Genomic DNA, 16526 nt, shown 5'->3' on the forward strand with positions numbered 1-16526 from the left:
GAACATATGATCTAAATTTTGATAAGAGTTCAAATATGGCTGAGAAACGCGTTGCCGAAGAGGGACCATTTGCCGGACTGGCGCTGACGGAAGAGGAACTGGTGGCGCGCGTGGCGTGGTGCTACTACCACGACGGCCTGACGCAGAACGATATCGGCGAGCGGCTGGGATTACCGCGGCTCAAGATTTCGCGGCTGCTGGAGAAGGGTCGGCAGTCCGGGGTGATCCGGGTGCAGATCAACTCCCGCTATGAAGGCTGCCTGGCGCTGGAGACCGAACTTCAACAGCGCTTCGGCCTGAAGCTGGCCCGCGTGCTGCCGGCCCTCAATACCCCGCCGATGAGCGTGCGCCTGGGGATTGGCGCTGCGCAGTCGTTGATGGGGGTGCTGGAACCCGGCCAGCTGCTGGCGGTGGGATTTGGTGAAACCACCATGAGCTGCATTCAGCATTTAAGCGGCTTTATCAGCTCCCAGCAGGTGCGGCTGGTAACGCTCTCCGGCGGCGTCGGGCCCTACATGACCGGCATCGGCCAGCTGGATGCCGCCTGCAGCATCAGCATGATCCCCGCCCCGCTGCGAGTTTCATCCGCAGAAGTGGCCGGGATCTTAAAACGAGAATCCAGCGTGCGGGATGTGATCCTCGCCGCCACCGCCGCCGATGTGGCGGTGGTCGGGATTGGCTCAGTCAACCAGCGTCGGGACGCCACCATATTGCGATCCGGCTATATCAGCGAGGGCGAGCAGCTGATGTTTGCCCGCAAAGGGGCGGTGGGGGACATCCTGGGGTATTTCCTTAACGCCAACGGCGAGCGGGTAGAGGAGCTGGAGATCCACCGGGAATTACTCGGCGTCACCCTCGATGAACTGGCGCAGCTGCCTACCATCGTCGGGGTCGCCGGAGGAGAAGAGAAAGCCGATGCGATTTATGCCGCACTGAACGGTCGCCGTATCAATGGCCTGGTGACGGAAGAGACGACAGCCCGCGCGGTGCTGGCCCTGGCAAAATAAGGGCTCGCCCCGTGCCTGACACGAGGCAAGCTCATGAGTTACCTTTTAGCGTTAGATGCAGGGACGGGAAGCGTTCGCGCCGTGATTTTCGATTTGCAGGGCAATCAGGTCGCCGTCGGCCAGGCAGAGTGGAAACACCTGAGCGTCGAGAACGTCCCCGGCTCGATGGAGTTCGATCTCGACACCAACTGGCGGCTGGCCTGCCAGTGTATTCACCAGGCGCTGGAGCGGGCGCACCTGAGCGCGGCGGATATCCAGTCCGTCGCCTGCTGCTCGATGCGCGAAGGGATTGTCCTCTACGACCGCAACGGCGACGCCATCTGGGCCTGCGCCAACGTCGATGCCCGCGCCAGCCGCGAAGTGGCCGAACTGAAGGAGATCCACGACTTCCGTTTTGAATCCGAAGTGTATGACGTCTCCGGCCAGACCCTGGCCCTGAGCGCCATGCCGCGCCTGCTGTGGCTGGCACACCATCGCCCGGACATCTACCGCAACGCGGCCACCATCACCATGATCAGCGACTGGCTGGCGGCGAAGCTCTCCGGCGAGCTGGCCGTCGACCCTTCAAACGCGGGCACCACCGGCATGTTAGATCTGTTCTCCCGCGACTGGCGTCCGGCGCTGCTGGATATGGCCGGGCTGCGTGCCGACATTCTTTCTCCCGTAAAAGAGACCGGCACCGTGCTCGGGGCCATTACCCATGAAGCCGCACAGCAGTCGGGCCTGCGGGAAGGAACGCCGGTGGTGATGGGCGGCGGCGATGTGCAGCTGGGCTGTCTGGGGCTGGGGGTGGTGCGCGCCGGACAGACCGCGGTGCTGGGCGGCACCTTCTGGCAGCAGGTGGTCAACCTGCCGCAGGTGCGTATCGATCCGCAGATGAACATTCGCGTGAACCCGCACGTGATCCCCGGCATGGCCCAGGCGGAGTCGATCAGCTTCTTTACCGGGCTGACCATGCGCTGGTTCCGCGACGCCTTCTGCGCCGAAGAGAAGCTGATTGCCGAGCGGATGGGGATGGACACCTACGCCCTGATGGAGGAGATGGCCAGCCGGGTGCCGGCGGGCTCCCACGGGGTGATGCCGATCTTCTCCGACGCCATGCACTTTAAGCAGTGGTATCACGCTGCGCCGTCGTTTATTAACCTCTCCATCGACCCGGAAAAATGCAACAAAGCCACCCTGTTCCGCGCTCTGGAGGAGAATGCGGCGATTGTCTCCGCCTGCAATCTGGCGCAGATATCGCAGTTCTCCGGGGTGAATTTTGACGGTCTGGTGTTTGCCGGCGGCGGCGCGAAAGGCGCGCTGTGGAGCCAGATTTTAAGCGACGTTACCGGCCTGCCGGTGCGGGTGCCGGAGGTGAAAGAGGCGACCGCGCTGGGGTGCGCCATTGCCGCCGGAACCGGTGCCGGGCTGTATGGCGATATGGCTGCGACGGGCGAGAAGCTGGTGAAGTGGAGCCGGGAGTTCACCCCGAATCCGGCGCACCGGGAATTGTACGACGGCATGATGCAGAAATGGCAGGCGGTGTACGCCGACCAGCTGGGGCTGGTGGACAGCGGGCTGACGACCTCGATGTGGCAGGCACCAGGGCTGGTGCGGTCATCCCCCTCACCCCGGCCCTCTCCCCAAAGGGGCGAGGGAGAAACCCCGATGGAGCCAACCCTGTAAGACCGCACCTGACTGTTCCCTCTCCCCTATGGGGAGAGGGTTAGGGTGAGGGGTGCCTTTTCTTGAGATCTATCACAATCATTCAATCCCGCTTTTACCTTTCTCCTGCCGCTGGCTAAATTAGTAACTCATCCGACCACATAACAATAATTTTACAATGGAAGCGTTTATGAGCCACTACCCGTCGCTGTTCGCCCCCCCTCGATCTGGGGTTCACCACGCTCAAAAACCGTGTGTTAATGGGCTCGATGCATACCGGTCTCGAGGAGCGCCCGGACGGCGCAGAGCGGCTGGCCGCGTTCTATGCCGAGCGTGCCCGGCACGGGGTGGCGCTGATCGTGACCGGCGGCGTGGCCCCTGCCCCGTCTGGCGTCGGGATGGAGGGCGGCGCGGTGCTGAACGATGTGACACAGCTGCCCCATCACCGGATCGTCACCGATGCCGTTCACCAGGAGGGCGGCAAAATCGCCCTGCAAATTCTGCATACCGGGCGCTACAGCTATCAGCCGAACCTGGTGGCCCCGTCGGCGATCCAGGCCCCGATCAACCGCTTTACGCCCCACGCCCTCACCCACGATGAAATTCTGACCCTGATCGATGACTTCGCCCGCTGCGCCGCCCTGGCCCGCGAGGCGGGTTACGACGGCGTGGAGGTGATGGGCTCTGAAGGCTATTTGATCAACGAATTTCTTGCCGCGCGCACCAACCAGCGCGAGGACGAATGGGGCGGCGACTATGTCCGGCGGATGCGCTTTGCGGTCGAAGTGGTGCGCGCGGTGCGTGAACGCACCGGGGCTGATTTTATTATTATCTTCCGCCTGTCGATGCTCGATCTGGTGGAGGGCGGCGGCACCTTTGAGGAGACCGTCCAGCTGGCGCAGGCCATTGAAGCGGCGGGCGCAACCATCATTAACACCGGGATCGGCTGGCACGAGGCGCGGATCCCAACCATCGCCACCCCGGTGCCACGCGCGGCGTTCAGCTGGGTAACGCGCAGGCTGAAAGGTCAGGTGACGATCCCGCTGGTGACCACCAACCGCATTAACGATCCGCAGGTGGCGGACGATCTGCTGGCCAACGGCGATGCGGACATGGTGTCGATGGCGCGACCTTTCCTCGCCGATGCGGAGATCCTCTCCAAGGCGCAGAGCGGCCGTGCGGATGAGATCAACACCTGCATCGGCTGCAACCAGGCCTGCCTGGATCAGATCTTCGTCGGCAAGGTCACCTCTTGTCTCGTCAACCCGCGCGCCTGCCACGAAACGAAAATGCCGGTGGTGCCAACAGTGAACAAAAAACGGCTGGCGGTGGTGGGTGCAGGCCCGGCGGGGCTGGCGTGTGCGGTGAATGCCGCCGCGCGCGGGCACAGCGTGACGCTGTTTGATGCCGCCGCTGAAATCGGCGGGCAGTTTAATATCGCCAAACAGATCCCCGGCAAGGAGGAGTTTTACGAGACCCTGCGCTATTACGCGCGGATGATCGACCTCACCGGGGTCGATCTGCGGCTTAACCAGTGGGTGAGCGCGCAGGATCTGATCGGCTTTGACGAGACGATCCTCGCCAGCGGGATCGCTCCGCGCACGCCTGCGATCGACGGCATCGATCATCCGAAGGTGCTGAGCTATCTCGACGTGCTGCGCGACAAAAAGCCGGTAGGCGATCGGGTGGCGATTATCGGCTGCGGCGGGATCGGTTTTGATACCGCCATGTACCTGAGCCAGGCGGGCGAGCCCACCAGCCAGAACATCGCGGAATTTTGCGAGGAGTGGGGTATCGACACCAGCCTGAACCAGGTCGGCGGCCTGCGTCCGGAGGGGCCGCAGCTGCCGAAAAGCCCGCGTCAGATTGTGATGCTCCAGCGTAAAGCCAGCAAACCGGGGGACGGACTGGGGAAAACCACCGGCTGGATCCATCGCGCCACCCTGCTCTCACGCGGCGTGAAGATGATCCCTGGTGTGAGTTATCAGAAGATCGACGACGAAGGGTTGCACGTGCTGATTGGCGGTGAACCGCAGCTACTGCGCGTGGATCATGTGATTTTGTGTGCCGGCCAGGAGCCGAAGCGCGATCTGGCGGATCCGCTGCGCGAAGCGGGCAAAACGGTGCATCTGATTGGCGGGTGCGACGTGGCGATGGAGCTGGATGCCCGACGGGCGATTGCCCAGGGGACAAAGCTGGCTCTGGAGATCTAACGGCATTGCCGGGCGGCGCTACGCTTGCCCGGCCTACATTGTGTGCGGTCTGATGCCCGGTGGCGCTGCGCTTACCGGGCCTACAAAACCGTAGGCCGGTGCAAGCGCAGCGCCGCCCGGCATAACAATCTTACCGACGGCGACCCGTCTTAACCGCTTTCAACACCACGAACTTGTTGTTGGTCGCTACGGTGGTGCAGTTACCGAAAATCTTCTTCAGCTTGTGGAAGTAGTCGAGGTGGCGGTTCGCCACGATGTACAGCTCACCGTTAATTTTCAGGCAGCGGCGCGCGTGGTGGAACATCTCCCAGGCGACGTTATCCGTCAGGGCATGCTTCTGGTGGAACGGCGGGTTGCACAGCACCGCGTTAAAGCGGAACGGCTCCACGCCCGACAGCGCGTTGTTGATCATAAACTCGCAGCGATCCAGCGCTTCCGGCATGTTGGTTTCCACGTTCAGACGGCTGGACGCCACCGCCATCGGCGATTCGTCGCTGAAGACCACGCTGGCCTCCGGGTTCTTCGCCAGCAGCGTCAGACCGATCACTCCGTTACCGCAGCCAAGATCGACGATCTCCCCTTCCAGGTTCTCAGGCAGATGTTCAATAAAGAAGCGCGCGCCGATATCCAGCCCGGTACGTGAAAACACGTTGGCGTGGTTGTGGATGGTCCAGTCGGTGCCTTCCAGCTTCCAGCTCAGGGTCTCTGGCGCGTCGGCCAGCTCTGGGGCAGTGAAAGTACAGTTGATCAGGCGCGCTTTTTTCCACGCCAGGGTGGTGGTGGTTGGCCCCAGCACTTTCTCGAACAGTTCCAGCGTGGAGGTGTGGATATCACGCGCTTTGGCACCGGCGATAATGCGGGTCTCTGGCGTCACGACTTTACGCAGCGCACGCAGCTGCTGCTCCAGCAAGGCCATGGTTTTCGGGATCTTAATCAGCACCACGCCCGGCGCCTGCGGATACTCTGCGGTGCTGTCGAGGAACTTCACACTGCCTTCATCGAGTTCGTTGTGGCGCAGGTTCTCGCGCGTCGCCAGCTCGCTCAGATAGGAATCACCGATGCTGTACGGTGTATGTTCGACCAGCGCACAACCCAATGCGCCGAAAGCATCATTCAGGATCAGAACCGGGCCGCTAATTTCTGTCTCATCCAACTGTTGCAGCAGATATTCATCCGCCGCTTCCCACGCCTGAAGCGGGTTAACGTCGTCCGTTTCCGGGAAACGTTTTAAGTCGAGTGAACGGAAACCGTTGTCTAAGTGGCTCATCGGCCCTCCTGAGTGGTAAAATTTCGGCGTTATCCCTGAAAAGGGTGCGTGAGTATACCCGTTTTATTGTCGATTTGGGGCGTTGATGAACCAACTTACTTATCTCCAGGGCTACCCGGAGCATTTACTTTCTCAGGTTCGCAGCCTGATTGCCGAGCAGAAGCTGGGCGCGGTGCTGGAAAAACGCTATCCGGGGACCCACGATTTCGCCACCGATAAAGCCCTCTGGCAGTATACGCAGGATCTGAAAAGCCGGTATCTGAAGAGCGCCCCGCCGATCAATAAGGTGATGTACGACAACAAGATCCACGTCCTGAAGAACGCGCTGGGTCTGCACACCGCCATCTCCCGCGTGCAGGGCGGCAAGCTGAAAGCCAAGGCCGAGATCCGCGTGGCGACCGTGTTCCGCAACGCGCCGGAAGCCTTCCTGCGCATGATCGTGGTGCACGAGCTGGCGCACCTGAAGGAGAAAGAGCATGACAAGGCGTTCTACTCCCTGTGCTGCCATATGGAGCCGCAGTACCACCAGCTGGAGTTTGATACCCGTTTGTGGCTTACGCATTTATCGTTAAATAGTAATGCGGATTAGCGCACTGGTTTTGCAATAATCACGTGCTACAGTGGCTAAAGGTTCCCAGCTACGGAGTTCGTGAACGTTTATGATACGTTTCGCAGTCATTGGGACGAACTGGATCACGCGCCAGTTCGTCGATGCCGCCCATGAGACCGGCAAATATAAACTCACCGCAGTCTATTCCCGCAGCCTTGAACAGGCTCAGGCCTTTGCTAACGACTATCTTGTCGAGCATCTGTTTACCTCTCTGGAGGCGATGGCGCAAAGCGATGCCATTGATGCGGTCTATATTGCCAGCCCGAATTCGCTGCATTTCTCGCAGACGTCGCTGTTCCTCAGCCACAAAAAACATGTGATCTGCGAGAAGCCGCTGGCCTCCAATATTGAGGAAGTGGAAGCCGCCATTGCCCTTGCGCGGGAAAACCAGGTGGTGCTGTTCGAAGCGTTCAAAACCGCCAGCCTGCCGAATTTCCTGCTGCTGCAGCAGTCCTTGCCGAAAATCGGCAAAGTGCGCAAAGCCTTTATCAACTACTGCCAGTACTCGTCGCGCTATCAGCGCTATCTCGACGGCGAGAACCCGAACACCTTCAATCCGGCGTTTTCCAACGGCTCGATTATGGATATCGGCTTCTACTGCCTGGCCTCCGCGGTGGCGCTGTGGGGCGAGCCGCACCGGGTTCAGGCGACCGCCAGCCTGCTGGAGAGCGGGGTCGATGCTCACGGTCTGGTGGTGCTGGACTACGGTGATTTCAGCGTCACGCTGCAGCACTCCAAGGTGAGCGACTCGGTGCTGCCGAGCGAGATCCAGGGCGAGAACGGCTCGCTGGTTGTCGAGAAGATCTCCGAGTGCCAGAAGCTGAGCTTCGTGCCGCGCGGCGGCAAGGCGCAGGAGCTGACGCAGCCTCAGCATATCAACACTATGCTGTATGAGGCAGAGGTGTTTGCGCGTCTGGTCGAAACCCAGGAAGTGAACCATCCGGGCCTGGCGGTGAGCCGTACCACGGCGAAGCTGCAGACCGAGATCCGTCGCCAGACGGGGGTGGTGTTCCCGGCGGATGGCCTGAACGCCGAAGTTACCGCGTAAAGCTGTGTAATGAATTCGCGCAGGCCATTGACGAAATCAATGGCCTGACATATTTTGTTACCTGCAAAGGGGAGTAACTTCTTCGTCGGTGGATCGTCATTACGATGCGTTTAATACCGCATCCGGTCGCCGGGCAACGAAAAAGGAATGCGATTAACGTATTCCTTTCTTGTTGTAAGTGAGACCTTGCCGGAAGGCGAGGTCTATGCATAAAAAACGCAACGGCTATCGTCTTCTGACCATAGCCGTTTTTGTTTTTTACGCGTAAGGAAAATAGTATGCATTCTGTCGGCACTCCAATGTTATGGGGCGGATTCGCAGTAGTCGTGCTCATCATGTTGGCGATAGACCTCTTTTTACAGGGGCGTCGCGGCGCACATGGCATGACCATGAAACAGGCGGCCGCCTGGTCGCTGGTGTGGGTCACCCTCTCCCTGCTCTTCTGCGCCGCCTTCTGGTGGTATCTCTCTGTCACCCAGGGCCGTGCGGTGGCCGATCCCCAGGCGCTGGCATTCCTGACGGGCTATCTGATTGAAAAAGCCCTGGCGGTGGATAACGTCTTCGTCTGGCTGATGCTGTTCAGCTACTTTGCCGTACCGGCTGCATTGCAGCGTCGGGTGCTGGTGTACGGCGTGCTGGGCGCGATTATCCTGCGTACCATCATGATCTTCGCCGGCAGCTGGCTGATCTCGCAGTTCGAATGGCTGCTCTATATCTTCGGCGCGTTCCTGCTCTTTACCGGGATCAAGATGGCGCTGGCGAAGGAAGACGAAACCGGTATTGGCGAGAAGCCGCTGGTGCGCTGGATCCGCGGCCACCTGCGCATGACCGACACCATTGAGAACGAGCACTTCTTCGTGCGTAAGAACGGCCTGCTGTTCGCCACTCCGCTGCTGCTGGTGCTGATCATGGTTGAGCTGAGCGACGTGATCTTCGCGGTCGACAGTATCCCGGCGATCTTCGCGGTGACCACTGACCCGTTCATCGTCCTGACCTCCAACCTGTTTGCGATCCTCGGCCTGCGCGCCATGTACTTCCTGCTGGCGGGCGTGGCGGAGCGCTTCTCAATGCTGAAGTACGGTCTGTCGGTGATTCTGGTGTTTATCGGTATCAAGATGATGATCGTCGATTTCTACCACATCCCGATCGGCATCTCGCTGGGCGTGGTCTTCGGTATCCTGGTGCTGACCCTGATTATCAACGCCTGGGTGAACCATCAGCACGATAAGAAGCGGCAGATCCAGTAAGGGGTCTGGTGCGGTTTGATGCCCTCACCCCGCCCCTCTCCTTTAGTCCGAGGGAGCAAACATTAAAAACGGCAACTCAGGTTGCCGTTTTGCTTTTACCTCTGCCACCCGACAAAAATGTAAATATACAGTTAAAAAATATGACGCAGCACGTAAAACCCAGCATTTTACGCTTCCCACGCATTGCGCTTTCAATATACTCAATCTTGCAAACCACACACCTCTAACCGGGATGATAAGTGCCTGAGAGCACCTCCGGGACGGAACGCAATTTCACTGAAGGAATTTTCTATGACCACACAATCTTCTGGTCTGCTCGCGCGTCTGACGCAGGGCAGCCTCGTCAAACAAATACTGATAGGCCTGGTGCTGGGCGTCTTGCTGGCGCTGGTTTCCAAACCGGCCGCCATCGCCACCGGCCTGCTCGGCACCCTGTTCGTTGGCGCGTTGAAAGCTGTCGCACCGGTGCTGGTACTGATGTTGGTGATGGCCTCCATTGCCAACCACCAGCACGGCCAGAAAACCAATATACGCCCGATTCTGTTCCTCTATCTGCTGGGCACCTTCTCTGCCGCGCTGACGGCGGTGGTATTTAGCTTCCTGTTCCCGTCCACGCTGCACCTTACTTCAGCCGCGGGTGATATCACGCCACCTTCCGGCATTGTCGAAGTGATGCGCGGTCTGCTGACCAGCATGGTTTCTAACCCGGTTGATGCCCTGCTGAATGCCAACTATATCGGTATTCTGGTGTGGGCTATCGGGCTGGGCTTTGCCCTGCGTCACGGTAACGACACCACCAAAAACCTGGTTAACGACATGTCCAATGCCGTGACCTTTATGGTGAAGGTGGTGATCCGCTGTGCACCAATCGGTATCTTCGGTCTGGTCTCCTCCACCCTGGCAACTACCGGGTTTGATACCCTGTGGGGCTACGCCCAGCTGCTGCTGGTGCTGATCGGCTGTATGCTGCTGGTGGCGCTGGTGATTAACCCGCTGCTGGTGTTCTGGCAGATCCGTCGTAACCCGTATCCGCTGGTGCTGATGTGCCTGCGTGAGAGCGGCGTCTACGCCTTCTTCACCCGCAGCTCTGCGGCGAACATTCCGGTGAACATGGCGCTGGCCGAGAAGCTGAACCTCGATCGTGACACCTACTCCGTCTCTATCCCGCTGGGTGCGACCGTCAATATGGCGGGTGCGGCGATCACCATCACCGTGCTGACCTTAGCGGCTGTGCATACTCTGGGTATCCCGGTGGATCTGCCGACCGCGCTGCTGCTGAGCGTCGTGGCATCGCTGTGCGCCTGTGGCGCATCGGGTGTGGCGGGGGGGTTCTCTGCTGCTGATCCCGCTGGCCTGTAATATGTTCGGTATCCCGAATGAGGTGGCCATGCAGGTGGTGGCGGTCGGCTTTATCATCGGCGTGCTGCAGGACTCCTGCGAAACGGCGCTGAACTCCTCAACTGACGTGCTGTTTACCGCGGCGGCCTGCCAGGCTGAAGACGCGCGTCTGGCGAAAAACGCGCTCCGAGGTTAACAGCAAAACGGCAACCAAAGGTTGCCGTTTTTAGTGTTTGTACCCTCTCCCGGTGGGAGAGGGCCAGGGTGAGGGTATCAGACCGCACGTTACTACAGCGTCACACCACTCTTAAAGATCGCCAGCTCGCGGAAGTCGTTTTTCTCGTTGCTGGCCTGCTTGCCGTTAGCGATATCCACAATCACATCCACAAACTCCGTTAACAGCTGCGGCATCGCTTTGCCGTGGATCAGCTGACCGGCATCGAAATCGATCCAGTGCTTTTTCTTCGCCGCCAGCTCGCTGTTGGTGGCGATTTTCACCGTCGGGACAAAACCGCCGTACGGCGTGCCGCGACCGGTACTGAACAGCACCATATGGCAGCCGGCACCCGCCAGCGCGCTGGTGGCGACGGCATCGTTGCCCGGGGCGCTTAACAGGTTCAGACCCGGGGTGTTCAACCGCTCGCCGTAGCGCAACACGTCCACCACCTGGCTGGCGCCCGCTTTCTGGGTGCAGCCGAGAGATTTCTCTTCGAGGGTGGTGATGCCGCCCGCTTTGTTACCCGGGGATGGGTTTTCGTAAATCGGCTGGTTGTGCGCGATGAAGTACTGTTTGAAGTCGTTGACCATGGTGACGGTCTTTTCAAAAGTCGCTTCGTCGCGGCAGTGGCTCATCAGAATACGTTCCGCGCCAAACATCTCCGGCACTTCGGTCAGCACGGTAGTGCCGCCGTTGCTGATGACGTAGTCAGAGAACTGACCCAGCATCGGGTTGGCGGTAATGCCGGACAGGCCGTCCGAGCCGCCGCACTCCAGACCAAACTTCAGCTCACTCAGCTTGCCCGCTTCACGCTGGTCGTGACGCATCACCTCATACAGCTGATGCAGATGCTCCAGCCCGGCTTCCACTTCGTCGTCCTGATGCTGACAGACCATAAAGTGGACGCGTGCCGGATCGAAATCCCCCAGCGTTTCGCGGAAGGCATCGACCTGGTTGTTCTCGCAGCCGAGACCGATTACCAGCACCGCCCCGGCGTTCGGGTGGCGCACCATGTTTTGCAGCATGGTGCGGGTGTTGATGTGGTCGTCACCCAGCTGGGAGCAGCCGTAGGTGTGGCTGAACAGGTGGACGCCGTCAGTGCCTTCTGCCTGATTGGTCTCTTTCAGGAACCGGCTCTGGATCTGACGGGCGATGCCGTTGACGCAGCCGACGGTCGGCAGGATCCACAGCTCATTGCGGATCCCCACCTCCCCACTGGCGCGGCGGTAGATCTGGACGTCACGATCCGCCGCCTGGCGGGCCTCAGCCTGTAACTCAGGTTGATAGCTGTACTCATCCAGATCGCTCAGATTGGTGCGGGTATTGTGGGAGTGAATGAATTCACCCGCCGCGATATCCGCCAGCGCATGGCCGATAGGCAGACCGTATTTAACGACGTTCTCCCCTTTGGCAATGGGTTGCAGGGCAAATTTATGCCCGCGCGCCACGTCCTGGCGCAGCGTGACGGTCTGGTTTTCAAACGTCACGTCCAGACCTTCGCTCAGGTCGGCCAGCGCGACCGCGACGTTATCCAGCGAATGGATCTTGATGTATTGCATATCAACCTCAGACGGCCTTAGTTCAGTTCAATAGCGAAGTAGTCGCGCGCGTTGTTAAAGCAGATGTTTCTCACCATTTCGCCCAGCAGCTGGATATCGGCCGGGGCTTCGCCCGCGGTGACCCAGCGGCCAATCATCTGGCACAGAATGCGGCGGAAATATTCATGGCGAGTATAAGAAAGGAAGCTGCGGCTGTCGGTCAGCATACCGACGAAGCGGCTCAGCAGACCGAGCTGCGCCAGCTGCGTCATCTGACGCTCCATGCCATCTTTCTGGTCGTTGAACCACCAGCCGGAACCGAACTGCATCTTGCCCGGCATCCCTTCGCCCTGGAAGTTGCCGATCATGGTGCCCAGCACTTCGTTATCGCGTGGGTTCAGGCAGTAGAGGATGGTTTTCGGCAGCAGGTTTTCTTCGTTCTGTTTGCTCAGCAGTTTCGACAGCTCTTCCGCCAGCGGACGGTCGTTGATGGAGTCGAAACCGACGTCGGCACCCAGCAGTTTGAACTGGCGCAGGTTGTTATTGCGCAGCGCGCCGATGTGGTACTGCTGCACCCAGCCGCGACGGGCATATTCTGCCGCCAGCCAGACCAGTACCGCGGTTTTGAACTGCGCCACTTCGTGTTCGTTCAGGCTTTCACCCGCCAGACGACGCGCCAGAATGCTGTCCAGCTCGGCTTCGTTGGCGTCGGCAAACAGCACCACGTCCAGAGCATGGTCGGAGACTTTACAGCCGTGAGCCGCAAAGTGATCCAGACGCTTCGTCAGCGCGGTCTGCAGATCGCCAAAACGGCGGATCTCGGTATCAGAGACTTCACTCAGCTTCGCCATGTAGTCGGCAAAGGTCGCCTGCTCAATGTTGAAGGCTTTATCCGGGCGCCAGCTTGGCAGCACTTTCACGTCAAACGAGCTGTCTTTAGCGACAACGGCGTGATGCTCCAGAGAGTCAATCGGGTCGTCGGTGGTACCGACCATCTTAACGTTCATCTGCTTCATGATGCCGCGGGCAGAGAATTTGTCCTGGGCCAGCAGCTCGTTGCATTCGTTCCAGATTTCATCGGCGGTCGCCGGAGAGAGCAGCTTGCCGGTAATGCCAAACGGACGGCGCAGCTCCAGGTGGGTCCAGTGGTACAGCGGGTTGCCGATGGTGTGCGGCACGGTCGCGGCCCAGGCGTCGAATTTTTCACGATCGGAGGCGTCGCCGGTACAGAGGCGTTCCGCCACCCCGTTGGTGCGCATGGCGCGCCACTTGTAGTGGTCACCTTTCAGCCAGATGTCATACAGGTTTTTGAAACGGTAATTTTCGGCAACCTGCTGCGGCGGAAGGTGGCAGTGGTAGTCGAAAATCGGCTGGTCTCTAGCGTAATCGTGATACAGGCGGCGGGCGAATTCGGTATCTAACAGAAAATCTTCAGTCATAAACGGGGTCATAATCGTCTTCCTCTTACGAGCTTACGAGTGCGTCAGAAAAGTGTTGTTCAGATGCTGCAAAGTTATCACACCAATTTCCAGAGGCCGATGATTTTTTCGTGAGTTAGATCAATAAACGTCGACAAATAATCTACGCCCAAAGTGGTAAATACCGCTTAACACCGCGCCAGCTCTGGCCTGACAGAGTGCAGACATTGTCCTTACAAAGATTGACACTTTTGTGATGTCACTCACCTTTTAAAGTTGTATGACAAGTTATCTTTTCGCCGTCGCAGATTATAAGCCGACGGAATGCGTTACCGGTGCCTCAGGCATCGGACTCAGCGGTAAGGATACCGAATTATGCACGTTTACTTATGGCAAGGTTCGGGTCGTTCCGGGAGTCATCCCGGTAACGCCCTCCCGTTGATAAACATCTCACGCTCGGCGTAGGGATGCCCGTACTCCGGTGCGGCAATAACATAACGATGAGGTTTTACATGCGTAAAATTAAAGGGTTACGTTGGTACATGATCGCACTGGTGACGCTTGGCACCGTGCTGGGCTACCTGACGCGTAACACCATAGCGGCGGCTGCGCCGACGCTGATGGAAGAGCTGCACATCTCCACACAACAGTATTCTTATATTATCGCGGCCTACTCCGCGGCTTATACCATCATGCAGCCGGTAGCAGGCTACGTGCTGGATATCCTGGGTACCAAGGTCGGCTACGCAGTGTTCGCCGTCACCTGGGCTATCTTCTGCGGCGCAACCGCGCTGGCAGGTAGCTGGGGCGGCCTGGCGCTGGCTCGTGGCGCAGTCGGTGCGGCGGAAGCGGCGATGATCCCTGCGGGTCTCAAAGCGGCGTCCGAGTGGTTCCCGGCGAAAGAGCGCTCCATCGCGGTGGGCTACTTCAACGTGGGTTCCTCTATTGGCGCGATGATTGCACCGCCGCTGGTCGTCTGGGCCATCGTGATGCACAGCTGGCAGCTGGCGTTTATTCTCTCCGGCGTGCTGAGCTTCGCCTGGGCAATGGCCTGGCTGATCTTCTACAAACACCCGCGCGATCAGAAGAAGCTGTCTGAAGAAGAACGCGAATACATCATCGGCGGCCAGGAGTCTCAGCACCAGACCAATAACGGCAAGAAGATGTCTGTCCTGCAGATCCTCGGCACCCGTCAGTTCTGGGGTATCGCCCTGCCGCGCTTCCTGGCAGAACCGGCCTGGGGTACCTTTAACGCCTGGATCCCGCTGTTCATGTTTAAAGTCTACGGCTTTAACCTGAAAGAGATTGCCATGTTCGCCTGGATGCCAATGCTGTTCGCTGACCTCGGCTGTATCGTCGGCGGCTACCTGCCACCGCTGTTCCAGCGCTGGTTTGGCGTGAACCTGATTGTCTCCCGTAAAATGGTGGTGACCATGGGTGCCCTGCTGATGATTGGCCCGGGCATGATCGGTCTGTTCACCAGCCCATACGTGGCTATCGGCCTGCTGTGTATCGGTGGTTTTGCTCACCAGTCGCTGTCCGGTGCGCTGATTACCCTCTCTTCTGACGTCTTCGGTCGTAACGAAGTGGCAACCGCCAACGGCCTGACCGGGATGGCAGCCTGGACCGCCAGCACCATGTTTGCCCTGGTGGTCGGTGCGCTGGCCGACACCATCGGCTTCAGCCCGCTGTTCGCGGTACTGGCTGTGTTCGACCTGATGGGAGCAGTGCTTATCTGGACGGTGCTGAAGAACAAATCCGCAGAAGAGCTGCTGAAAGAGTCCGTTGGCAGGCCGGCAACACAAAGTTAGCCTGTGATATTTGCCCGGCGGCGCTGACGCTTGCACGGGCCTACAAAACCGGTAGGCCGGGTAAGCGAAGCGCCACCCGGCAATGAAAAGGCCGCTCTTTGAAGCGGCTTTTTTTGCGGGTCAAATCTGGAGACAAACGGGTAAAAGTGGTATAACAAATCATTAGCCATACCCTGCCTGGAGCGCATATGGAAATCAACGAACCCCGTCGTCTTTATCAGCAGCTTGCTGCCGAGCTGAAAACTCGCATCGAGCAAGGCGTTTATCTGGTGGGGGACAAATTACCTGCCGAGCGTTTTATCGCTGATGAGAAGAGCGTAAGCCGCACCGTGGTTCGTGAAGCCATCATCATGCTGGAAGTGGAAGGCTATGTTGAAGTGCGTAAGGGTTCCGGTATTCACGTCATCTCCAGCCAGGCAAAACACTCCCCGGTACCGGACGAAAATCTGGAGTTTGCCAACTATGGCCCCTTTGAACTGCTCCAGGCCCGTCAGCTTATCGAAAGCAATATCGCCGAGTTCGCCGCAACCCAGGTGACCAAGCAGGACATCATGAAGCTGATGGAGATCCAGGATAACGCGCGTAAAGAAAAATGCTTCCGCGACTCCGAATGGGATCTGCAGTTTCACGTTCAGGTAGCCCTCGCCACGCAAAATACCGCCCTGGCGGCAATCGTCGAAAAAATGTGGACTCAGCGCGTTCATAACCCGTACTGGAAAAAACTGCACGATCACATCGATTCCCGTACCGTGGATAACTGGTGTGACGATCATGACCAGATCCTCAAGGCCCTGATCCGTAAAGACCCGCATGCGGCAAAAGTCGCAATGTGGCAGCATCTGGAGAACACCAAACAGATGCTGTTCAATGAAACCAGCGACGACTTCGAATTCAACGCCGACCGCTATCTTTTTGCGGAAAACCCGGTGGTTCACCTCGATAGCGCCGTCAGTCACGCGAAATAAGCCCCCTTTTCTACCGGCAGGCGCTTCGCTGCGCCTTTCGGCTCCGGTGGGTAAGCAAACCTTTAGAGTGTCAGCGTTTGTAAAAGACCTCGCGTCTCCTCCCAGGGTTAAGCCAAAATCAATTCAGGAATGATGCAAATACTGTGACGGATCCCTTCAGGCTTTGTTACAATTAGATGCATTTAGCCGTTTAGCTTGTT

10 protein-coding genes and 2 pseudogenes are annotated in these 16526 nt (G+C 58.8%); 9 read left to right on the forward strand and 3 right to left on the reverse strand.

Features of this window, described 5'->3' with window-relative positions:
• Nucleotides 1-35 precede the first annotated feature (35 nt).
• The 3 genes and pseudogenes from lsrR to AAHB66_RS20515 all read left to right on the forward strand — a co-directional run bounded on the left by lsrR (nt 36) and on the right by AAHB66_RS20515 (nt 4867).
• Nucleotides 36-1007 (forward strand): transcriptional regulator LsrR, encoded by a 972-nt coding sequence (lsrR, locus tag AAHB66_RS20505; protein WP_347114342.1) that lies wholly within the window; start codon nt 36-38, stop codon nt 1005-1007.
• 33 nt (nt 1008-1040) lie between these two features.
• On the forward strand, nt 1041-2675 hold the full coding sequence (gene lsrK / locus AAHB66_RS20510; protein ID WP_347114343.1) for an autoinducer-2 kinase: 1635 nt from the start codon (nt 1041-1043) through the stop codon (nt 2673-2675).
• Nucleotides 2676-2844: 169 nt separating this feature from the next.
• Nucleotides 2845-4867 (forward strand): annotated as a pseudogene (locus tag AAHB66_RS20515) (NADPH-dependent 2,4-dienoyl-CoA reductase).
• Between the two features lie 130 nt (nt 4868-4997).
• Here the strand turns inward: AAHB66_RS20515 and rlmG are convergent.
• Nucleotides 4998-6134 carry a 23S rRNA (guanine(1835)-N(2))-methyltransferase RlmG gene (gene rlmG / locus AAHB66_RS20520; protein WP_347114345.1) on the reverse strand — a complete coding sequence of 379 codons (1137 nt, stop codon included), beginning with the start codon at nt 6132-6134 and terminating at the stop codon, nt 4998-5000.
• An 85-nt stretch (nt 6135-6219) separates the two neighbouring features.
• On the opposite strand from rlmG, the gene AAHB66_RS20525 reads away from it, so the two are divergent.
• The 4 genes and pseudogenes from AAHB66_RS20525 (at nt 6220) to sstT (ending at nt 10573) form a co-directional block, all read left to right on the forward strand.
• Nucleotides 6220-6723, forward strand: coding sequence for a M48 family metallopeptidase (locus tag AAHB66_RS20525; protein ID WP_231313619.1), 504 nt, complete (start codon nt 6220-6222; stop codon nt 6721-6723).
• A gap of 70 nt (nt 6724-6793) precedes the next feature.
• Complete coding sequence (locus AAHB66_RS20530) at nt 6794-7792, forward strand: Gfo/Idh/MocA family oxidoreductase (RefSeq protein WP_347114347.1); 999 nt, start codon at nt 6794-6796, stop codon at nt 7790-7792.
• A 278-nt stretch (nt 7793-8070) separates the two neighbouring features.
• The gene (locus tag AAHB66_RS20535; protein ID WP_347114348.1) at nt 8071-9039 is read left to right on the forward strand and encodes a TerC family protein; all 969 of its coding nucleotides are present in this window, start codon (nt 8071-8073) and stop codon (nt 9037-9039) included.
• Nucleotides 9040-9330: 291 nt separating this feature from the next.
• Nucleotides 9331-10573: pseudogene (gene sstT, locus AAHB66_RS20540) on the forward strand (serine/threonine transporter SstT).
• A 92-nt stretch (nt 10574-10665) separates the two neighbouring features.
• Here the strand turns inward: sstT and AAHB66_RS20545 are convergent.
• Complete coding sequence (locus AAHB66_RS20545; RefSeq protein WP_347114349.1) at nt 10666-12153, reverse strand: altronate dehydratase family protein; 1488 nt, start codon at nt 12151-12153, stop codon at nt 10666-10668.
• 17 nt (nt 12154-12170) lie between these two features.
• Entirely contained in the window at nt 12171-13583 is a 1413-nt protein-coding gene (uxaC, locus tag AAHB66_RS20550; RefSeq protein ID WP_347114350.1) for a glucuronate isomerase, read from the reverse strand.
• Nucleotides 13584-14062: 479 nt separating this feature from the next.
• Between uxaC and AAHB66_RS20555 the strand changes: the two genes are divergently transcribed.
• The gene (locus tag AAHB66_RS20555; RefSeq protein ID WP_347114351.1) at nt 14063-15361 is read left to right on the forward strand and encodes an MFS transporter; all 1299 of its coding nucleotides are present in this window, start codon (nt 14063-14065) and stop codon (nt 15359-15361) included.
• Nucleotides 15362-15549: 188 nt separating this feature from the next.
• On the forward strand, nt 15550-16326 hold the full coding sequence (gene exuR, locus AAHB66_RS20560) for a transcriptional regulator ExuR (RefSeq protein WP_347114352.1): 777 nt from the start codon (nt 15550-15552) through the stop codon (nt 16324-16326).
• The last annotated feature ends 200 nt before the right edge of the window (nt 16327-16526 follow it).

The organism is Leclercia sp. S52, from assembly GCF_039727615.1.
Taxonomy (GTDB): Bacteria; Pseudomonadota; Gammaproteobacteria; order Enterobacterales; family Enterobacteriaceae; genus Enterobacter; species Enterobacter adecarboxylatus_B.

What these genes read in the sequence shown, in the direction of transcription:
- lsrR (WP_347114342.1), top strand. Translation starts at nt 36, where the DNA reads ATGGCTGAGAAACGCGTTGCCGAAGAGGGACCATTTGCCGGACTGGCG.
- uxaC (WP_347114350.1), bottom strand. Translation starts at nt 13,583, where the DNA reads ATGACCCCGTTTATGACTGAAGATTTTCTGTTAGATACCGAATTCGCC.
- AAHB66_RS20535 (WP_347114348.1), top strand. Translation starts at nt 8,071, where the DNA reads ATGCATTCTGTCGGCACTCCAATGTTATGGGGCGGATTCGCAGTAGTC.
- AAHB66_RS20525 (WP_231313619.1), top strand. Translation starts at nt 6,220, where the DNA reads ATGAACCAACTTACTTATCTCCAGGGCTACCCGGAGCATTTACTTTCT.
- rlmG (WP_347114345.1), bottom strand. Translation starts at nt 6,134, where the DNA reads ATGAGCCACTTAGACAACGGTTTCCGTTCACTCGACTTAAAACGTTTC.
- exuR (WP_347114352.1), top strand. Translation starts at nt 15,550, where the DNA reads ATGGAAATCAACGAACCCCGTCGTCTTTATCAGCAGCTTGCTGCCGAG.
- lsrK (WP_347114343.1), top strand. Translation starts at nt 1,041, where the DNA reads ATGAGTTACCTTTTAGCGTTAGATGCAGGGACGGGAAGCGTTCGCGCC.
- AAHB66_RS20530 (WP_347114347.1), top strand. Translation starts at nt 6,794, where the DNA reads ATGATACGTTTCGCAGTCATTGGGACGAACTGGATCACGCGCCAGTTC.
- AAHB66_RS20545 (WP_347114349.1), bottom strand. Translation starts at nt 12,153, where the DNA reads ATGCAATACATCAAGATCCATTCGCTGGATAACGTCGCGGTCGCGCTG.
- AAHB66_RS20555 (WP_347114351.1), top strand. Translation starts at nt 14,063, where the DNA reads ATGCGTAAAATTAAAGGGTTACGTTGGTACATGATCGCACTGGTGACG.